The sequence below is a fragment of the Pseudomonas sp. TE12508 genome, assembly GCF_056279485.1.
Genome location: NZ_JBWCCN010000009.1, coordinates 173,613 through 191,309 on the forward strand (window position 1 = coordinate 173,613; position 17,697 = coordinate 191,309).

Below are 17,697 nucleotides of genomic sequence, written 5' to 3' on the forward strand. Positions count from 1 at the left end.
TACCTCTCAGGACTCACCTGAAACCTGTAGGAGCTGACGAGTGAAACGAGGCTGCGATCTTTTGATGTTGTTTTTAAAGAGCAAGATCAAAAGATCGCAGCCTCGTTTCACTCGACAGCTCCTACACAGCTCCTACACAGCTCCTACACAGCTCCTACACAGCTCCTACAAGTCCTTGTCAGGAAAAGCCCAAAAGAGTACAAATGTACTCCATGACGACTTTAACTCCCCGCCGTACCGCCATCCTGACCTTCATCCGCGATCGAATCGCCGAACACGGTCAGCCCCCGAGCCTCGCTGAGATCAGCGAGGCCTTTGGCTTCGCCTCCCGCAGCGTGGCGCGCAAGCATGTGCTGGCGCTGACCGAGGCCGGTTTCATCGAGGTTAATCCGCATCAGGCGCGCGGCATTCGGCTGTTGAATCAACCGCCGCGGCCCGAGCTGCTGGACGTTCCGGTACTCGGTCGAGTGGCGGCCGGTGCGCCGATCGGTGCCGATGCCGAAGTCCACAGCCGTTTGCTGCTTGATCCGTCGATCTTCTCGCGGCTACCGGATTACATGCTGCGGGTGCAGGGCGATTCGATGATCGAGGACGGTATTCTCGACGGCGATCTGGTGGGCGTGCGGCGCAATCCCGAAGCGGTCAACGGCCAGATCGTCGTGGCGCGGCTCGACGGCGAAGTCACCATCAAGCGTTTCGAGCGGGTCGGCGATTCTGTTCGCCTGTTACCGCGCAATCCGGCTTACAAGCCGATCATTGTTCGAGCCGATCAGGATCTGGCCATCGAAGGCGTGTTCTGCGGTCTGGTGAGGCAAGGGTAATGGGCGCCGTCGTTGCGTTGGATACGCTGTTCAATGGCGGCCAGGTCTGGAAGGGCCGGCCTGCGCCACCGGCCGTCAGCCCGCAACCCACGGGGCATGCCGCGCTGGATGCGGCATTGCCCACAGGTGGTTGGCCGGAGGCGGCGCTGACTGAAATCCTGCTGGCCGGGCAGGGCGTGGGTGAGTTGCAACTGGTGTGGCCAGCGCTGGCGCGGCTGTCGGCGGCAGGTGAGCGCATCGTGCTGGTGGCGCCGCCTTACGTGCCGTATCCCCAGGCCTGGCAGAACGCCGGGGTCGATCTGCGGCAACTGTCGATCATCCAGGCCAGCGAGCGCGATGCGCTGTGGGCGGCGGAACAATGCCTGCGTTCGGGCAGTTGCGGGGCGGTGTTGTGCTGGCCGCACAAAGCCGACGATCGGGCATTGCGACGTTTGCAGGTGGCGGCGGAAACCGGTCAGACCCTAGCGTTCGCCTACCGCTCGATCAGTGAGGCCATCAACCCGTCGCCAGCGGCCCTGCGCATCGCCATCGACGCCAAACCTGCGCAATTGCGAGTGCTCAAGTGCCGGGGCGGGCTGGCCCGTTCGGCGCCGATTGCCTTTGCCATCGGGCATTGAGGTTGCCATGCGCTGGGTTTGCATTCTCTTCCCGCAATTGGCGCTGGACGCGGTACTGCGTCAGCGCCCCGACCCCGATGAGCCGCTGGCGCTGCTGACCGGCCCAGCCCAGCGTCGGGTGCTGCAAGCGGTCAACGGTTCGGCGCGGGCGCTGGGCTTGCGTCCCGGCCAGTCGATGACCGCCGCTCAGGCCCTGAGCAAAGGGTTTGTCACCGCCGAATACGACGCCGCGGAGATCGAGCACTGGCAGCAGTTCCTGGCTGCCTGGGCCTATCGGTTCAGCTCTCAGGTCAGCGTGCATTATCCGCGCGCCGTGGTGTTTGAAATCGAATCCAGCCTGGGCTTGTTCGGGCCTTGGCCGCAGTTCGAGGCGCGGTTGCGGGCGGAACTTGGCGAACTGGGGTTTCGTCACCGGATTGTCGCCGCGCCCAACCCGGTGGCGGCGCGGGTGCTGGCCAATGTTTATGACGGTCTGGTGGTGCCGGACAATGATGCTTTGCAGCACCATCTCGGGCAGTTGCCCGTCGACCGGATCGCCCTGGAGCCAAGTGTTGCCACGGCACTGTCGCGCATGGGGCTGCGCACCTTGAGTCAGGTGCAGGCGCTGCCACGGCATAGCCTGGCCCGGCGTTTCGAAGCCCAGGTGCTCAAGCATCTGGACACCCTGTTCGGTTTACGACAGCTGGCGCTGGCGTTTTACCTGCCGCCGGACCGTTTCGATGTGCGCATCGAGCTCAACTTCGATGTGCAATCCCATCAGGCATTGCTGTTTCCATTGCGCAGGCTGACCGGCGATCTGGCGGCGTTCCTCTGCGGACGCGACAGCGGTGTGCAGCGTTTTGACCTGCACCTGGAGCACGCCGGGTTGCCAGACACGCTGATCAAGGTCGGCCTGCTCAGCGCCGAGCGCGATCCGGCGATGCTGTTCGAACTGGCCCGGGGGAGGCTGGAGCAGGTTCAGGTCGAGGCGCCGGTGCGCGGTTTTCGTCTGAGCGCTGAAGACTTGCCGACCTTTGTGCCCCAGTACCAGGAGTTATTCGACGATCGTCCGCAGCAATCCTTGCCGTGGGAACAATTGCGCGAACGCTTGCGCGCGCGATTGGGAGATGACGCGGTGCAAGGCTTGCGGTTCCAGGCCGATCACCGGCCCGAATGCGCGTGGCAGACCAGTGTCAACAGCCAGACCTGTGAGGCATTGCCTGCCGTGCAACGTCCGGGCTGGTTGCTGACGGAGCCGCAGGCAGTACACGAAGGTTCGACGCGCATCCTCATGGGGCCGGAACGCATCGAGTCGGGCTGGTGGGACGGCGACGACGTGCGCCGCGATTATTACCTGATCGAAACCCGTTCCGGCCAGCAGGGCTGGGCCTATCGGGCGGTGGGCGAAGGCGGTCCGTTGTGGCTGCAAGGCTGGTTCGCATGAGTGTCGACTATGCCGAACTGCACTGCCTGTCGAACTTCAGTTTCCAGCGCGGTGCCTCCAGTGCGCTTGAGCTTTTTCAACGGGCGAAAAAGCAGGGCTATCAGGCGCTGGCGATTACCGACGAATGTACCTTGGCGGGTATCGTCCGCGCCTGGCAGGCGGCCAAGGCCGTGGAATTGCCGCTGATCATCGGCAGTGAAATACGCATCGAAGACGGACCGAAACTGGTGCTGCTGGTGGAAAGCCTCGAGGGTTACCAAGCCCTGTGCCGACTGATTACCCGCGCCAGACGCCGTACGCAGAAAGGCCAGTATCAGGTGCTGCGGGAGGATTTCGGCGAGCCGTTGCCGGGGCTGTTGGTGTTGTGGGTGCCGGACGCCGTCGATGACGTTGAGCAGGGCCGCTGGCTGAAGCAGACCTTTGCCGAGCGCCTGTGGCTGAGCGTTCAGTTACATCGCGGGCAGGACGACACCCGGCGACTGGCGGCGCTGCTGACCCTGGCGCGGGAACTGCGGATCCCGGCGGTGGCCAGCGGCGATGTGCACATGCACGCCCGCGGCCGGCGTGCCTTGCAGGACACCATGACCGCGATTCGTCATCACTTGCCGGTGGCCGAGGCCGGGTTGCGTCTGCACCCTAACGGCGAACGGCATTTGCGCAGCCTCGACGCCTTGCGCGAACTCTATCCGCGGGCACTGCTCGACGAAACGCTGAACATCGCCCGGCGCTGCACGTTCGACCTCGGTCAGTTGCGTTATCAATATCCCCGGGAGCTGGTGCCCGACGGTCACTCGGCTACGTCCTGGCTGCGGGAGCTGGTTGAAAAGGGTGTTCGGTGGCGCTGGGAAAAAGGCCCTAAAGCCGAGGTGTTGGCGCAGATCGACAAGGAGCTGCAACTGATTGCCGAGTTGGGGTACGAAAGTTATTTCCTGACGGTTCACGACATTGTGAATTTCGCCCGCAAGCAACACATTCTCTGTCAGGGGCGCGGTTCTGCCGCCAACTCGGCGGTGTGCTATGTGCTGGGGATCACGGAGATCGACCCGGAGCGGAGCACGCTGCTGTTCGAGCGTTTTCTCTCCAAAGAGCGCAACGAGCCGCCAGACATTGACGTCGATTTCGAGCACGAGCGGCGTGAAGAAGTCCTGCAATACGTGTTTCAGCGTTATGGTCGGACCCGTGCGGCGCTGACGGCGGTGGTCAGCACTTACCACGGTGCCGGCGCAGTCCGCGACGTGGCCAAGGCACTGGGTTTGCCGCCGGATCAGGTCAACGCCCTGGCCGACTGCTGCGGCCACTGGAGTGATCAGGTGCCTCCCGTCGAGCGCCTGCGTGAAGGCGGTTTTGATCCCGATAGCCCGGTGTTGCGCCGGGTGTTGAGCCTGACGGGGCAGTTGATCGGTTTCCCCCGGCACCTGTCCCAGCACCCTGGCGGTTTCGTGATTTCCGAGCAGCCCCTGGACAGCCTGGTGCCGGTGGAAAACGCCGCCATGGCCGAGCGCACCATCATCCAGTGGGACAAGGACGATCTGGATGCGGTCGGGCTGCTCAAGGTCGATATTCTGGCGCTGGGCATGCTCAGCGCGATTCGCCGTTGTTTCGATCTGCTGCGTCGGCACCGTGGCCGGGACCTGAGTCTGGCAACGGTGCCGGCCGAAGACCCGCAAACCTACGAGATGATCGGACGTGCCGATACCATCGGGGTGTTCCAGATTGAATCCCGGGCTCAGATGTCGATGCTGCCAAGGCTCAAGCCCACGACCTTCTATGACCTGGTGATTGAGGTGGCAATCGTTCGTCCGGGGCCGATTCAGGGCGGGATGGTGCATCCCTATCTGCGGCGGCGTAAGGGCGAAGAAGAGGTGATCTACCCATCGAAAGAACTCGAAGCGGTGCTGGAGCGTACGTTGGGCGTGCCGCTGTTCCAGGAACAGGTGATGCAGATCGCGATTGTCGCCGCCGACTACAGCCCCGGCGAGGCCGATCAATTGCGCCGCTCCATGGCCGCCTGGAAACGCCACGGCGGACTGGAACCGCACAAGGAACGCCTGGCGGACGGGATGAAGAAAAACGGCTACACGGCGGAATTCGCCGCGCAGATCTTCGAGCAGATCAAAGGCTTTGGCAATTACGGCTTTCCCGAATCCCACGCCGCCAGTTTCGCCTTGCTGACCTATGCCAGTTGCTGGTTGAAATGCCACGAGCCGGCAGCCTTCGCCTGTGCGCTGATCAACAGCTGGCCCATGGGTTTCTACAGCCCGGACCAGATTCTCCAAGACGCCCGCCGACATGATTTGCAGATTCGTCCGGTGGACGTGCGGGCCAGTGACTGGGATTGCAGCCTGGAACCGATCACCGGCGCGCAGCCGGCCATTCGCATGGGGTTGCGGATGATCAAAGGCTTTCGCGAGGACGATGCCAGGCGTATTGAAAACGCACGGTCAAAAGGGGCGTTTGCCGACATCGCCGACCTAGGTGAACGGGCACGACTTGATGCCCGCGCTCAGGAACAACTGGCCGATGCCGGTGCATTGCGCGGGCTGGCCGGTGACCGGCATCGGGCGCGCTGGGAAGTGGCGGGGGTGCAGAAGCAGCTCGGCTTGTTTGCCGGTTTGCCGAGCCAGGAAGAGCCGACGGTGTCTCTGCCCAAACCCACCGTGGGCGAGGACCTGCAAGCCGACTACAACAGTGTCGGCACCACCCTCGGCCCGCATCCGCTGGCATTGCTGCGGGGTGAATTGAAAGCCCGGCGTTGCCGCAGTTCGAAAGAACTTATGGATGTCGAGCACGGCCGACCGGTCAGCGTCGCCGGGTTGGTGACCGGTCGGCAACGCCCGGGCACCGCCAGCGGCGTGACCTTCGTGACGCTTGAAGACGAGTTCGGCAACGTCAACGTGGTGGTCTGGCGCGACCTGGCTGAACGGCAACGGCAGGTACTGGTCGGCTCGCAATTGCTCAAGGTCGATGGGCGCTGGGAAAAGGAAGGCGAGGTGCGGCATCTGATTGCCGGGCGCTTGAGCGACCTGAGTTCATTGCTCGACGGTATCCATGTGCGCAGCCGGGATTTCCGTTGAACCGGCGACATTCAGCTATACCTCAATGAAACCATTGGCGCCGGCGGTGCTCGAAACAAACGGGCACGCACCGTCTCCTCACGCCGTTGCACTGCCTGAAAACATGTCATCCACAGGACATAGGCCAGTCGATGCAGTTTCTAGACAATAGCCACGGATGTACCGGCTGGAGCGGCGAAATGGCCGGACGCATTCGCGCGTTCGACTGGAGCCTGACCGAGCTCGGGAGCATCGATACCTGGCCCGGGAGCCTGTGCAGCGCGGTGCAATTATTGCTCGCCTCACCCCTGCCGATGGTGATGCTGTGGGGCCGGCCCGGTTACATGATCTATAACGATGCCTACTCGAGATTTGCCGGTGGGCGCCATCCTTACCTGCTGGGTTCGCCGGTGGAGTTGGGCTGGCCAGAGGTCGCCGAATTCAATCGGCATGTGGTGGACACCTGCCTTGCGGGCGGCACCTTGTCCTATCACAACAAAGCCCTGGTGCTGTTGCGTGATGGCGTACCCGAAGACGTCTGGATGGATCTTTACTACAGCCCCGTCGCCGATGATGACGGGCACCCCGCCGGGGTCATGGCAATGGTGGTCGACACCACTGATCATGTGATTTCCGAGCGCCGCCGCCAGGAAGCCGAAAGCGCTTATCGCGCCGACAACGAAAGAGTTCGCCTGGCGCTTAATGCCGGGGCTTTGCTCGGCTCGTTCGTCTGGGACATCAAGGCTAATGTGCTGTCTGCCGACGAACGCTTCGCCCGCACGTTTTCCTATCCGCCCGATCAGGACCTGGCCAATCTGCCACCGCTCATCGCCGAAATGCAGATTCATCCCGACGACCGCAGCTGGGTTCAGGAGCGGCTCAATCAGTCGGTGGAAACCGGCATACCCTATAACGCCGAATACCGGGTGCTGCGGCCCGATGGCAGTTACCTGTGGGTGCTGGCCAGCGGGTGTTGCGAGTTCGATGAAAAAGGCGAGGCGTTCCGCTTTCCCGGGGTGTTGATCGACATCCACGAACGCAAGACCGCCGAAGAATCCTTGCTCAAATTCACCCGCAACCTGGAGCAGCGAGTCGCCGACGAAGTCGAAGCGCGGCTGGCGGCCGAAGAGCAGTTGCGCCAGTCACAGAAACTCGAAGCCATCGGTGGTCTCACCGGCGGCGTGGCCCATGACTTCAACAACCTGTTGCAGGTGATCGCCGGCAACCTGCATTTGCTGGCGCGTCACGAGCCGGACAACGCCAATGTGCAACGCCGGGTCAGTGCGTCGATTGCCGCGGTCGAGCGCGGTGCCAAATTGTCGTCGCAATTGCTCGCATTCGCCCGTCGTCAGCCTTTGTCGCCGGCGGTCTGCGATCCACGGCAGATCTTCGAAGGCCTGGGGGAATTGTTGCAGCGGGCGCTGGGGGAAACTATCCAGATCAAGGTGACGGCGCCTGACGATCCATGGCATCTCTACGTGGACCGCAATCAACTGGAAAACGCCATTCTCAACCTTGCGATCAACGCTCGAGACGCCTTGAGCGGCGAGGGGACCATTGCCCTGAGCGCCGAGAACATTGTCCTCGACCGCAAATTTTGCGCAGGCAAGGGCATCGTCGCGGGCGACTATGTTTGCGTCGCGGTGGCTGATACGGGTGTCGGCATGTCGCCTCAAGTGCTCGCACAGGCCTTCGAACCGTTTTTCACCACCAAGGCCGACGGCCAGGGCACCGGCCTGGGTTTAAGCATGGTGTTCGGTTTCGTCAAACAGAGCGATGGGCATATCGAGATTTCCAGTGTCGTCGGGCAGGGCACTCGGGTGCAGCTGTATTTCCCGCGCAGCTTGCGCCCGTTGCCCGGTGAAACAACACGCCATGATCCGCAGCACCGTGGCGGGCACGAAACCATTCTGGTGGTCGAGGACAACGAAGCGGTGCGTGGCTCGGCGGTCGACTTGTTGCGTGAAGAGGGCTATCAGGTTCTGACCGCGGCCAACGGTGACCTGGCCATGCAGATGTTGCTCGATGGCGTGGCAGTGGATCTGATCTTCACCGATGTGGTTATGCCCGGTCTGATCAAAAGCGCGGACCTGGCCGCCTGGGCCAAGGTGCAGAATCCTCCGGTGGCGGTGCTGTTTACCTCCGGCCACACCTGGGACATTATTTCGCGCAATCACCAACTCAGCCCCGACACTTATCTGCTGAGCAAACCTTATGGCCCTGAAGCGCTGTTGAGCATGATCCGCAGCGTGCTGGGTGGATGAGTCTGGATTTGCATTGACTGCGCAATCCATGTGGGAGCGGGCTTGTGTGGCGAGGGGGCTTGCCCCCGTTCGAGTGCGCGGCGCTCGCAAGTCCTGGGTCCGCTGCGCGGCCCAACGGGGGCAAGCCCCCTCGCCACAGCCCGCTCATTCCGCACCCTGACTGACTGTCATCAGCGCGCAGGGTTATTTGTCGGGATGAGCCGCCTGGAGTTTTTTCGCCATATCCAGATGTTTTTCCAGCGCCGGCAGCATTTTTTGTGCAAAGGCCTTGAGGTCGGTGGCGCCTTTGGTCTTGTCGTCCGTCACCGTATTGGCTTCTTTCTTGAACCGTTCAATGGCTTCTTCATGAGCCTTCACCTGATTGTTGGCATAGGCTGTGTCGAAGGATTCATCGCGCAGGTCGAGAATTTTTTCCTTGGCCTGTTTAACTATCGTCGTCGTGTCCGGCACTTCGAGGTCATGCTTTTTCGCCAGTGTCGACAGTTCTTCATTGGCTTTGGAATGATCGGTGACCATCATGTTGGCGAACGCCTTGATGTCGGCCGATGAGCTTTTTTCCAGGGCCAGTTTGCTGGTCTCGACTTCCGCGATGCCGCCAGCGACCGCGTCATCGACGAAGTCGTTGGAATCGGCGGCAAAAGCTGTGCCCATGCTGGTGCTCAAGGCAACGGCCAGGGCGAGGTGACGCAGATTGAAGCCGTCCATTGATCATTCTCCACACAAGTTTTTATGGACGATCCGGGTGATCGTTATTCAATGGAGGCGGGCGCTCGGGCAAAGGTTTTATCGCGTTTGCGACAGGACGACGAACGGACACCGCTGGTCTGATAGACGGTCGACAGAACACGGTAAGCAAGGCCATTCTGATAGCTGGTGAGCGCAATCGATCGCGTTTGCTACCGATTAACAAACGGAGGTGTTCCATGCCGGTGACTCATGATCTGTATCAGGATCTGAAACTTTCAAAGGAAGAGATCCAGCAAAAACGCACCAAGGATCCGTTACTGGATTCACTGATAAACAAATATTCTCAGGCAGACGCGGAGGTGTTGAAGGCCGAGTCCGCACAATCGGATGCGCCCAGCGATGACGCACTGAAGAGGCTCAAAGAGAAGCGCGTGCAGGTCAAGAACAAGATAGTTGAACGACTCCAGACGCCGTCCTGACACTCAGTACCAAGCCACCGACGACCGGTGACTGAAAAATTGGAACGGGGATAAATACCGGCACCTCGAACGATCAGAGCCAGACATTACGGCTCCATGCGAGGTGCCCCATGCCCCATTCAGCCTTTCCCCATAAAGAAAAGTATCCCAGCGAAGAACAGGGTGGCTATGACCCGATCCCGACGCATCCCGAACCCCTGAGCCCGGGACGCACCACCGTCAACCCCGAGGATGAACCGGGCATCGATGAATTGCCGGACAATGAGGACATAACGCCTCTGGAACAGGATGACGTCACTGACATCGACCCGGAGCGAGTGCGCGAAGAGACAGACAATTCGGTACGCGATGGTGAAATGGATTCGCGTTGATTCAAGATCAAAAGATCGCAGCCTTCGGCAGCTCACAGTTGACCGTGCGCACCGTGATTTTGCGGATGCACCCGCACCCGTAGGAGCTGCCGAAGGCTGCGATCTTTTCGCGGCAACGCCTATTTCAATGCCGTACTCAACGGCAACCGCGCCATGTGCCGCGCTTTCAGCGATCCCAGATACAACCAGTCCCCATACTCGCGCACGGTGGTGATGGGGGAGTAGTTGCCGCTGCTGGCGTCCTGCAGATTGGCAATCACTTTACCGTCGAGGTCCAGGCCGAGGGCGAAGGCGCGTTTCTCCACCGGTTTGGGCAGGACCGTCAGCGCGCGCACGATCATTTTGCGTACCAGAGGGTAGGGCGCCGTGGCGTCGAGCAGCGCATTGCGCGGTGCATACAACGCTACCCAGAAGCGGTCGCGACCATTGAATGCGAGGTTGTCCGGCAGCCCTGGCAAATTGTCGATGAACAGATCGTGGGTTCCGGCTTTCGGCCCGGTCAGCCAATAGCGGCTAATGCGATAGGCACCGGTTTCGTTGACCAGCACAAACGCATCATCAGGCCCCAGGGTCACTCCGTTGGCGAACTCCAGTTTGTCCAGCAGAACCGTCGTTTTGCCGGTCTGGAAGTCATAACGCAGCAATCGGCCGTCGCCGCCGTGCTCGATGATCGCCTCGCCATCCTTGCCATAACCCCAACGGCTGGAAGCATCGCTGAAATAGGCGTAATGCCCGGGCTTGTCGATGGCCACGTCATCGGTAAAACCGAAGGGCACGTTGTTGGCCGTGGTGCTCAATGCAATCAACCGGCCTTGAGCATCGAGCGATAGCAAACCCTTGACCCCGTCGGCGATCACCAGCAAACCATTGGGATGGCGCGCCAGGCCCAATGGCCTGCCACCGGTATCGGCCAGCACCCTGGTGGTATTGCCGTCGAGGCTGGTGCTAATCAACCGGCCGTCATGCAGGCCGGTGATGAGTATGTTTTCTTCCAGAAGCAATGCTTCCGGGCCGTCGATGTCAGCGGCACCGACACGTTCCACGCCTTTGAGGCGCTGATTGTCTGTGTAGATGCCATCGATGAGGGAGGGCGCTGGTGACGGTGTCCAGGCGATCGGCTGGACCTTGGTGGGTAATAACAACAGGAAGCCACCAATCACGATGATCAGCAGCAACAGTAAATGCCGCAACCTGAAGGCTCTTTTCACGCGGTGACTCCTGTCGAGGCCAGATGTTTTTGCGCCATCTCGCGTAACGCCAGCATCGATTGCGCCGATTCATGCTCAATGCGCCGTTTGAGCAACAATCGATTGGCGATGCGCATCAGTACACCGCTAAAGCAATATTCCAGGGTGCGGACAAACCGCGTGCCGTCGCCAAGAGCCTCGCACTCGTAAGTCACCACCAGCGACAGTCCATGATCGCCCCGGGCCCGAGCGCTCCAGCGGCGACCGGGCAAGTATTCGTCGACCTCCCAACTCAAATGTCCCTCACGCCCACCGGCCCGAATGTCTTCCTCGAACCGCGCCCCGGCATACAACGGGCCGCTCTGGCCGTCGACCTTGAGGGAGGACGGATGCCACTCCGGCCAACGAGTCGCCGTGCTGGCGTAGGCGAGCACGGCGAGCGGATTTCCAGCGATGTCGATCACATGCTGCAGGCGGGTGAGCGTTCTCGTCAGGTGTGGAGGCGCTTGTTCCGGTTCCCAGTACAGGGTGCCGAACAGGTAGTCCATCAGTGGAAACACGATATTGAAATTGCGCTCCTGCATCAGTTCACGGCGGTGATGCAGTTCATGCAGACGGCGCATCTGGCGGATCCACGGCAGACGTGTCAGCGGGTTGCCGGGCGGTAGATGTTCGCAGGCGTGGAACACTTCATAAGCCAGGTAGCCGAGGACCATGCAACCGCCGAACAGCCCCGCGACGTTGCCATTGAGCTGAGCCAGCAGCCACCACGCGGGCGCGGTGATAACGAGGGTGTGCAACACAATCAGCCAGGCCGGAAACAGAATCACCCGCCAGTCGCGCGCATTGTCGTAGGTCATGTGGCCGGGGGTGAAAAAGCTGTGATGGTCACCGGCGTGACGGGCGTAGAACATTCGCGCCAGACGCTTTTTGTGGTGCCCCAGATGCCGATGCACGACGTAGACGCCGAAGTTGAAAAACAACAGGGTCAGCGGCACCGCCAGCCATTCCAGGGGGTGTACCTGATGCACGGTGTTCCAGAACGCGCCGATGGCCAGCAACCCGAACAGCAGCACAAACACGCCGTGCAACCAAGGGTTGTAGAGCGGATGAATGTCGGCACGGTAGCGCGCGCGGAATGCTTCGGTGGTCTGCCTCACTGCGTTCACCTGTGGTTATTGTTATAACCAGCAGATTAGCCGATCCCACCGCAGAGGCTGGCTGAACCTTGAGGGCACAAGCGCCATGCTCCGGTGCAAGGCGCCTGGCGTCAGGTCAAGGGGTTCCAGCGCTGGGACCAGTCGTCGTCCGTCTTGATCACTTCTCGCAGCAAATCGAAGGCTCGTTGCAAGGTCGCCGAGTCGCGGTCCCGGGAGTAAACCAGGTAGGTCGGGTAGCTGAACTCCGGAGCTTTGGGCACTGGCTCCAGCACGCCGCTTTCCAGGTAGCTCTGGACCACGCGGGTGCGGAAATAGCCGCTGCCGCCGTTTTCCAGGATGTATTGCAAGGCCAGCGGTCCGAGGTTGAAGCTCAGGGCTGCCTTGGCCTTTTCCGGCAGTGCGGCATCGTGCTGACGACGGAAGTCCGGGCCCCAGTCGATATACACGTAAGGCTCGGGCTGGCCGGCCAGGCGTACCAGGATGAGTTTTTCTTCCAGCACCTGCTCGACTTGCAGGCGTGGCCAGTACTCGGGCTGATAGACCAGCGCCGCATCCAGCACCCCCAGCTCCAGTTGACGCAGCAGGTTTTCGCCGTCGCGGATTTCCATGCGCAGAGCATGGCTGGGAATCTTCTCGCGCAACTCGCCGGCCCAGCTGAGCATCAAAGGGTTGCACAGACTGACCTCACCACCGATGTGCAGCACGTCGCGGTAGCCCTCGGGCAGCGGCAAGTCACGACGTGCCGCTTCCCAGGTTTGCACCAGTTGATTGGCGTACACCACGAAGGCCTCACCGTTCGGCGTCAGGCGTGCCCCGGCGCGGTTGCGCACGAACAGCGTGCTGCCCAGCTGACTTTCGAGCTTTTGCACGCGGGCGGTGATCGCGGTCTGAGTGACGTGAAGCTTTTCCGCCGCCGCGGCCAGGCTGCCGTGGCGGACGATTTCCAGAAAGGTGCGGGCGAGGTCGATGTCCATGGGCAGGCCGATGCGGGAGGTGCGGGTATTGTAAGAGCAGGCGCCGCCAGCGGATAGAAATCAAGATCAAAAGATCGCAGCCTTCGGCAGCTCCAACATTGGAATCGCGCACGCCGTGAAATATCGGGCGAACACAAATCCTGTAGGAGCTGCCGCAGGCTGCGATCTTTTCTCTTTTTCAAAACGCAAAACACGAACAGCCAAACGCCCCCCAGAACCCTTGGAAGTCACTGACCGGCGCCGACGACAACCGCGCCCGCTCATGGCTGTGGGCATGCACCGCGCAAGCGCCCACGCATTGATGAACCTGAGCCGTCAGTGGCGCCAGTGGTTTCCAATGCCCCGGTACGTTCACCACCGGCGACCACTCAGGCACTACCGGGATAGGCGCAGGCCCCAGCTTTTCGAACTCGACGCTGCCGTAGACGATCTTGCCGTCGACAATGGTCAGCACCGACTCGATCCATTTGATGGCTTCGTCTTCGATGTGGAAGTAGTCCGCCGACAGCGCAATCAGGTCCGCCAGTTGCCCGACTTTGATCTGGCCTTTCTTGCCTTGTTCGGAGGAAAACCAGGCGCTGCCGTGGGTGAACAGTTCCAGCGCCGTATCACGGCTCAAACCTTGCGGGTACAGCGCCAGTCCGCCGACGGTGCGGCCACTGACCAGCCAGTACAGGGAAGTCCAGGGGTTGTAGCTGGAGACTCGCGTGGCATCGGTGCCGGCGCCCACCGGCACACCCTCGGCCAGCATGCGTGCGATCGGTGGTGTCGCTTCGGCAGCCTTCGCGCCGTAACGGTCGACAAAGTACTCGCCCTGGAACGCCATGCGGTCCTGGATCGCGATGCCGCCACCGAGCGCTTTGACCCGCTCAATGTTCCGTGGGCTGATGGTTTCGGCGTGATCGAAGAACCATGGCAAACCGTCGAACGGAATATCCCGGTTGACCTTCTCGAACACGTCGAGCATGCGGCTGATGGATTCGTTGTAGGTGGCATGCAGACGGAAGGGCCAACGCTGTTCCACCAGATGCCGCACCACCGGCTCCAGCTCCTGCTCCATGGTTTGCGGCAAGTCTGGGCGAGGTTCGAGGAAGTCTTCGAAATCGGCTGCCGAGAACACCAGCATTTCCCCAGCACCGTTGTGCCGCAGGAAGTCATCGCCCTGACCGTAATGGGAGGTGCTGGTCCAGTTTTTGAAATCGGTCAGCTCTTCCTTGGGTTTTTGGGTGAACAGGTTGTAGGCAATGCGCACCGTGAGCTGTTGGTCTTTGGCCAGTTGCTGGATGACTTGATAATCGTCCGGGTAATTCTGATAACCGCCGCCGGCATCGATGGCGCTGGTGACGCCCAGCCGATTGAGTTCACGCATGAACTGGCGGGTCGAGTTGACTTGATACTCCAGCGGTAATTTCGGTCCCTTGGCCAGGGTCGAGTAGAGGATCATTGCGTTGGGTCGGGCGATCAGCATGCCGGTGGGGTCGCCATTGGCATCGCGCTGGATCTCACCACCCGGCGGGTTCGGCGTGTCGCGGGTATAGCCGACCACTTTCAACGCCGCGCGATTGAGCAGGGCGCGATCATAAAGATGCAGAACGAACACTGGGGTGTCTGGCGCTGCCTTGTTCAGTTCTTCAATCGTCGGCAGGCGCTTCTCGGCAAACTGGAACTCGTTCCAGCCACCGACCACCCGCACCCATTGCGGCGTCGGTGTGCGATCGGCTTGATCCTTGAGCATGCGCAAGGCATCGGCCAGAGATGGCACGCCTTCCCAGCGCAGCTCAAGGTTGTAGTTCAGGCCGCCACGGATCAAGTGCAGGTGAGAGTCGTTGAGACCGGGAATCACCGTGCGGCCATGCAGGTCGATGATTTGGCTGCCGGGGCCTTGCAGGGCCATTGCCTGGGCGTCGCTGCCGACCACCACGAAGCGCCCGTCCTTGATCGCGACGGCACTGGCCTGGGGTTTCTTGCGGTCAACGGTGTGCAGGCGTCCGTTGTACAAAATCAGGTCGGCTGGGGTATCGGGCATGGCTTTACTCCCTGCGAATAGTGGGCTGACCCAGGCACCGACGGCGCCTGCCGAGAGGCCTTGCAGTACACGGCGACGACTGAAGTCGTTGTGCTCGTCAGGTGGGCTCATGGCAGCGCTCTCCACAAAGTTCTTCACAAAGAAGCGGGGATCAACAGCCGATGTCTGACGCATGCGGCCAGAAGGAATATAGTCGGCAAATCCACAGATAGCCGTTTGCGAGGGCGAAAAACGACGAATCCCGCCACGAGGGCGGGATTCGTTTGCAGCCAGACGTGCTCCCGAAAGACGGGAGCGGCGCGCTTAGGCCGGGAACAGCTCGGACAGTTTCATGGCCAGCATCATGTCGCCTTCAGCGCGCAGTTTGCCGCCCATGAACGCTTGCATGCCGTCGGTCGAACCGTCGACGATGCCTTCCAGGGTTTCGCCGTCCATGACCAGAGTCACCTGGGCGTCCGGGTTCTCGCCTTCTTGCAGTTCGCAGGTGCCGTCTTTGACGATCAGCGAGAAGTTCTTGGTGTCGTCGATGCGGAAACCGAATACCAGGTCCAGACCGGCAGCAGCGGCTGGGTTGAACTTGGCTTTCATTGCTTGTACGGCATCAGCTACGGAGGTCATGGTTCGATCCTTTCTTGGGTAATAAGAGCTGGGTGATTACAGCCAGGGTCACAATAATCCGGACTCAGCGAAACGTGATGAGTTCCGGGGCCTTCAACAGTTGCAGGTGTGCATGACTGTTGAAGGAAGCCAGGGCCACCTCGCGCCCGCGAAACTTAAGCAGGTTGAGCGAGGTGTTGACGATTTGCCAGTTCAGCTCAAAGGCCTGCTTTGCGGGCATTTGCGTAATGAGGTGGAGCAGGGCAGTGATAGTGCCGCCGGAGGTGAACACAGCGATTTTCTGGGTATTGTCGGCTTGTTCGAGCAATCGATGCAGACCGCTCTGTACGCGTTCGACGAAACCCAGCCAGCTTTCCAGCCCCGGTGTGTCGTAGGTACCGGCAAGCCAGCGCTCGATGATCAAGGCAAAAATGCGTTGGAATTCAGCACGGTTTTGTGCCGCGTTGCGCAGGATATCCAGCGCGTGGGGCTCGTCCTCCAACATGGCCGGCAGCAGGGCGCGGATCACTGCGTCGGCATCGAATTCATTGAAAGCGGAATCGATTTCCAGGGCAGGCACCGGCATACCGACGGCCGCAAACTGTTCCAGCGCACTGTTGGCGGTGTGTTGTTGGCGGCGCAGGTCGCCCGACAGGCAGCGATCGAAGCTGACACCGAGTTCGGCCAGGTGCTGACCGAGGAGTTCTGCCTGGCGAATACCGGTCGGCGACAGGACGTCATAGTCGTCTGCACCAAAGGAGGCCTGGCCATGTCGAATCAAGTAGATGCTGCCCACGTCCGCGTCATCCCGGTACGTTGAAGGTTTGGCGAGGTTATGAGGATGGCGGTGAGCTGTCAATGAAAAAACATACGCTTGTTTGAAATGCCCGTTACAGGCCTGTTGCCAGAGGTTTCACGGCTGGCCGTCGGGCCGGCGGATGGGTATGCTGGAGGTATCCCGCGCGTGTTTAATCCGCGCATTGATTGAAGGAGTCCCTGTGGAGCTTTTGTTCGAGTACGCCATTTTCCTGGCCAAGACCGTGACTCTGGTGATCGCCATTCTGGTGGTCCTGGCCAGTTTTGCGGCGTTGCGCAGCAAAGGACGGCGCAAGTCGGCCGGGCAGTTGCAAGTCAACAAACTCAATGATTTCTACAAAGGGCTGCGCGAACGCCTGGAGCAAACCTTGCTCGACAAGGATCAGCTCAAAGCCTTGCGCAAGTCCCAGGCTAAATCCGATAAAAAGCAAAAGAAGAAACCCGAGGTCAAACCACGGGTGTTCGTGCTGGATTTTGATGGTGACATCAGGGCGTCGGCCACTGAGAGCCTGCGCCACGAAATCACCGCGCTGCTGACCCTCGCCACGCCCAAGGATGAAGTGGTGCTGCGCCTGGAAAGCGGCGGCGGCATGGTCCACAGCTATGGCCTGGCGTCTTCGCAACTGGCGCGGATTCGTGAAGCCGGCGTGCCGTTGACCGTGTGCATCGACAAGGTCGCGGCCAGTGGCGGCTACATGATGGCGTGCATCGGCGAGAAGATTATCAGTGCGCCGTTCGCGATTCTCGGCTCGATCGGCGTGGTGGCGCAGTTGCCCAACGTCAATCGCCTGTTGAAAAAACACGACATCGACTTCGAAGTACTGACGGCTGGCGAGTACAAGCGAACCCTGACGGTGTTTGGCGAAAACACCGAGAAGGGCCGGGAGAAATTCCAGGAAGACCTGGACATCACCCATCAGCTGTTCAAGAACTTCGTTTCCCGCTATCGCCCGCAATTGGCCATCGACGAAGTGGCCACCGGAGAAATCTGGCTGGGCATTGCGGCGCTCGACAAGCAACTGGTGGATGAACTCAAGACCAGCGATGAATACCTTGCCGAACGCGCCAAGCAGTCCGAGCTCTACCACTTGCATTACGCCGAACGCAAAAGCCTGCAGGAGCGCATCGGCATCGCGGCCAGCGGTTCGGTCGATCGCGTATTGCTGAGCTGGTGGAGTCGCTTGACTCAGCAACGCTTCTGGTAAGCCTCTGGCAGGCGTCT

General features: G+C 60.8%; 15 protein-coding genes. 8 read left to right on the top strand and 7 right to left on the bottom strand.

The window, feature by feature from the left end:
- The first annotated feature begins 203 nt into the window (after positions 1 to 203).
- From lexA to ACZ9IM_RS14785, 5 genes are all read left to right on the top strand, one after another.
- Positions 204 to 821 (top strand): transcriptional repressor LexA, encoded by a 618-nt coding sequence (gene lexA / locus ACZ9IM_RS14765; RefSeq protein WP_310659029.1) that lies wholly within the window; start codon positions 204 to 206, stop codon positions 819 to 821.
- On the top strand, positions 821 to 1,438 hold the full coding sequence (gene imuA, locus ACZ9IM_RS14770; RefSeq protein ID WP_427623154.1) for a translesion DNA synthesis-associated protein ImuA: 618 nt from the start codon (positions 821 to 823) through the stop codon (positions 1,436 to 1,438). The genes lexA and imuA overlap by 1 nt, the downstream gene beginning before the upstream one ends.
- Before the next feature lie 7 nt (positions 1,439 to 1,445).
- Positions 1,446 to 2,861, top strand: coding sequence for a Y-family DNA polymerase (locus ACZ9IM_RS14775; RefSeq protein ID WP_427623155.1), 1,416 nt, complete (start codon positions 1,446 to 1,448; stop codon positions 2,859 to 2,861).
- Positions 2,837 to 5,935 (top strand): error-prone DNA polymerase, encoded by a 3,099-nt coding sequence (locus tag ACZ9IM_RS14780; RefSeq protein ID WP_427623156.1) that lies wholly within the window; start codon positions 2,837 to 2,839, stop codon positions 5,933 to 5,935. The genes ACZ9IM_RS14775 and ACZ9IM_RS14780 overlap by 25 nt, the downstream gene beginning before the upstream one ends.
- A gap of 131 nt (positions 5,936 to 6,066) precedes the next feature.
- Positions 6,067 to 8,178, top strand: coding sequence for a hybrid sensor histidine kinase/response regulator (locus tag ACZ9IM_RS14785; RefSeq protein ID WP_427623157.1), 2,112 nt, complete (start codon positions 6,067 to 6,069; stop codon positions 8,176 to 8,178).
- Between the two features lie 183 nt (positions 8,179 to 8,361).
- On the opposite strand, the gene ACZ9IM_RS14790 is transcribed toward ACZ9IM_RS14785, so the two are convergent.
- Positions 8,362 to 8,883: a DUF4142 domain-containing protein gene (locus tag ACZ9IM_RS14790; RefSeq protein WP_427623158.1), complete on the bottom strand. Its 522-nt coding sequence runs from the start codon at positions 8,881 to 8,883 to the stop codon at positions 8,362 to 8,364.
- Between the two features lie 218 nt (positions 8,884 to 9,101).
- Between ACZ9IM_RS14790 and ACZ9IM_RS14795 the strand changes: the two genes are divergently transcribed.
- Both ACZ9IM_RS14795 and ACZ9IM_RS14800 read left to right on the top strand, forming a co-directional pair.
- Complete coding sequence (locus ACZ9IM_RS14795; RefSeq protein ID WP_401171279.1) at positions 9,102 to 9,344, top strand: hypothetical protein; 243 nt, start codon at positions 9,102 to 9,104, stop codon at positions 9,342 to 9,344.
- A gap of 110 nt (positions 9,345 to 9,454) precedes the next feature.
- Positions 9,455 to 9,715, top strand: a complete 261-nt coding sequence (locus tag ACZ9IM_RS14800) for a hypothetical protein (protein ID WP_427623159.1) — start codon at positions 9,455 to 9,457, stop codon at positions 9,713 to 9,715.
- 119 nt (positions 9,716 to 9,834) lie between these two features.
- Here the strand turns inward: ACZ9IM_RS14800 and ACZ9IM_RS14805 are convergent, their stop codons facing one another.
- The 6 genes from ACZ9IM_RS14805 to ACZ9IM_RS14830 all read right to left on the bottom strand — a co-directional run bounded on the left by ACZ9IM_RS14805 (position 9,835) and on the right by ACZ9IM_RS14830 (position 16,455).
- Positions 9,835 to 10,923 carry an SMP-30/gluconolactonase/LRE family protein gene (locus ACZ9IM_RS14805; RefSeq protein ID WP_476224316.1) on the bottom strand — a complete coding sequence of 363 codons (1,089 nt, stop codon included), beginning with the start codon at positions 10,921 to 10,923 and terminating at the stop codon, positions 9,835 to 9,837.
- On the bottom strand, positions 10,920 to 12,062 hold the full coding sequence (locus tag ACZ9IM_RS14810; RefSeq protein ID WP_476224317.1) for an SRPBCC family protein: 1,143 nt from the start codon (positions 12,060 to 12,062) through the stop codon (positions 10,920 to 10,922). The genes ACZ9IM_RS14805 and ACZ9IM_RS14810 overlap by 4 nt, the downstream gene beginning before the upstream one ends.
- Before the next feature lie 110 nt (positions 12,063 to 12,172).
- Positions 12,173 to 13,036 (bottom strand): LysR family transcriptional regulator, encoded by an 864-nt coding sequence (locus ACZ9IM_RS14815; RefSeq protein WP_008066951.1) that lies wholly within the window; start codon positions 13,034 to 13,036, stop codon positions 12,173 to 12,175.
- Between the two features lie 178 nt (positions 13,037 to 13,214).
- Complete coding sequence (locus tag ACZ9IM_RS14820; protein WP_032830046.1) at positions 13,215 to 15,062, bottom strand: amidohydrolase; 1,848 nt, start codon at positions 15,060 to 15,062, stop codon at positions 13,215 to 13,217.
- A 303-nt stretch (positions 15,063 to 15,365) separates the two neighbouring features.
- Entirely contained in the window at positions 15,366 to 15,680 is a 315-nt protein-coding gene (locus ACZ9IM_RS14825; RefSeq protein ID WP_123356684.1) for an SCP2 sterol-binding domain-containing protein, read from the bottom strand.
- Positions 15,681 to 15,744: 64 nt separating this feature from the next.
- Positions 15,745 to 16,455, bottom strand: a complete 711-nt coding sequence (locus ACZ9IM_RS14830) for a histidine phosphatase family protein (RefSeq protein WP_427623162.1) — start codon at positions 16,453 to 16,455, stop codon at positions 15,745 to 15,747.
- Between the two features lie 202 nt (positions 16,456 to 16,657).
- On the opposite strand from ACZ9IM_RS14830, the gene sohB reads away from it, so the two are divergent.
- Positions 16,658 to 17,680, top strand: a complete 1,023-nt coding sequence (gene sohB / locus ACZ9IM_RS14835) for a protease SohB (protein ID WP_427623163.1) — start codon at positions 16,658 to 16,660, stop codon at positions 17,678 to 17,680.
- Positions 17,681 to 17,697: the final 17 nt, after the last annotated feature.

Excerpts from the sequence above, each read along its gene's own strand:
- ACZ9IM_RS14795 (WP_401171279.1), top strand. The coding sequence starts at position 9,102 with ATGCCGGTGACTCATGATCTGTATCAGGATCTGAAACTTTCAAAGGAA.
- ACZ9IM_RS14775 (WP_427623155.1), top strand. The coding sequence starts at position 1,446 with ATGCGCTGGGTTTGCATTCTCTTCCCGCAATTGGCGCTGGACGCGGTA.
- lexA (WP_310659029.1), top strand. The coding sequence starts at position 204 with ATGTACTCCATGACGACTTTAACTCCCCGCCGTACCGCCATCCTGACC.
- ACZ9IM_RS14790 (WP_427623158.1), bottom strand. The coding sequence starts at position 8,883 with ATGGACGGCTTCAATCTGCGTCACCTCGCCCTGGCCGTTGCCTTGAGC.
- ACZ9IM_RS14825 (WP_123356684.1), bottom strand. The coding sequence starts at position 15,680 with ATGACCTCCGTAGCTGATGCCGTACAAGCAATGAAAGCCAAGTTCAAC.
- imuA (WP_427623154.1), top strand. The coding sequence starts at position 821 with ATGGGCGCCGTCGTTGCGTTGGATACGCTGTTCAATGGCGGCCAGGTC.
- ACZ9IM_RS14800 (WP_427623159.1), top strand. The coding sequence starts at position 9,455 with ATGCCCCATTCAGCCTTTCCCCATAAAGAAAAGTATCCCAGCGAAGAA.
- ACZ9IM_RS14820 (WP_032830046.1), bottom strand. The coding sequence starts at position 15,062 with ATGCCCGATACCCCAGCCGACCTGATTTTGTACAACGGACGCCTGCAC.
- ACZ9IM_RS14785 (WP_427623157.1), top strand. The coding sequence starts at position 6,067 with ATGCAGTTTCTAGACAATAGCCACGGATGTACCGGCTGGAGCGGCGAA.
- ACZ9IM_RS14815 (WP_008066951.1), bottom strand. The coding sequence starts at position 13,036 with ATGGACATCGACCTCGCCCGCACCTTTCTGGAAATCGTCCGCCACGGC.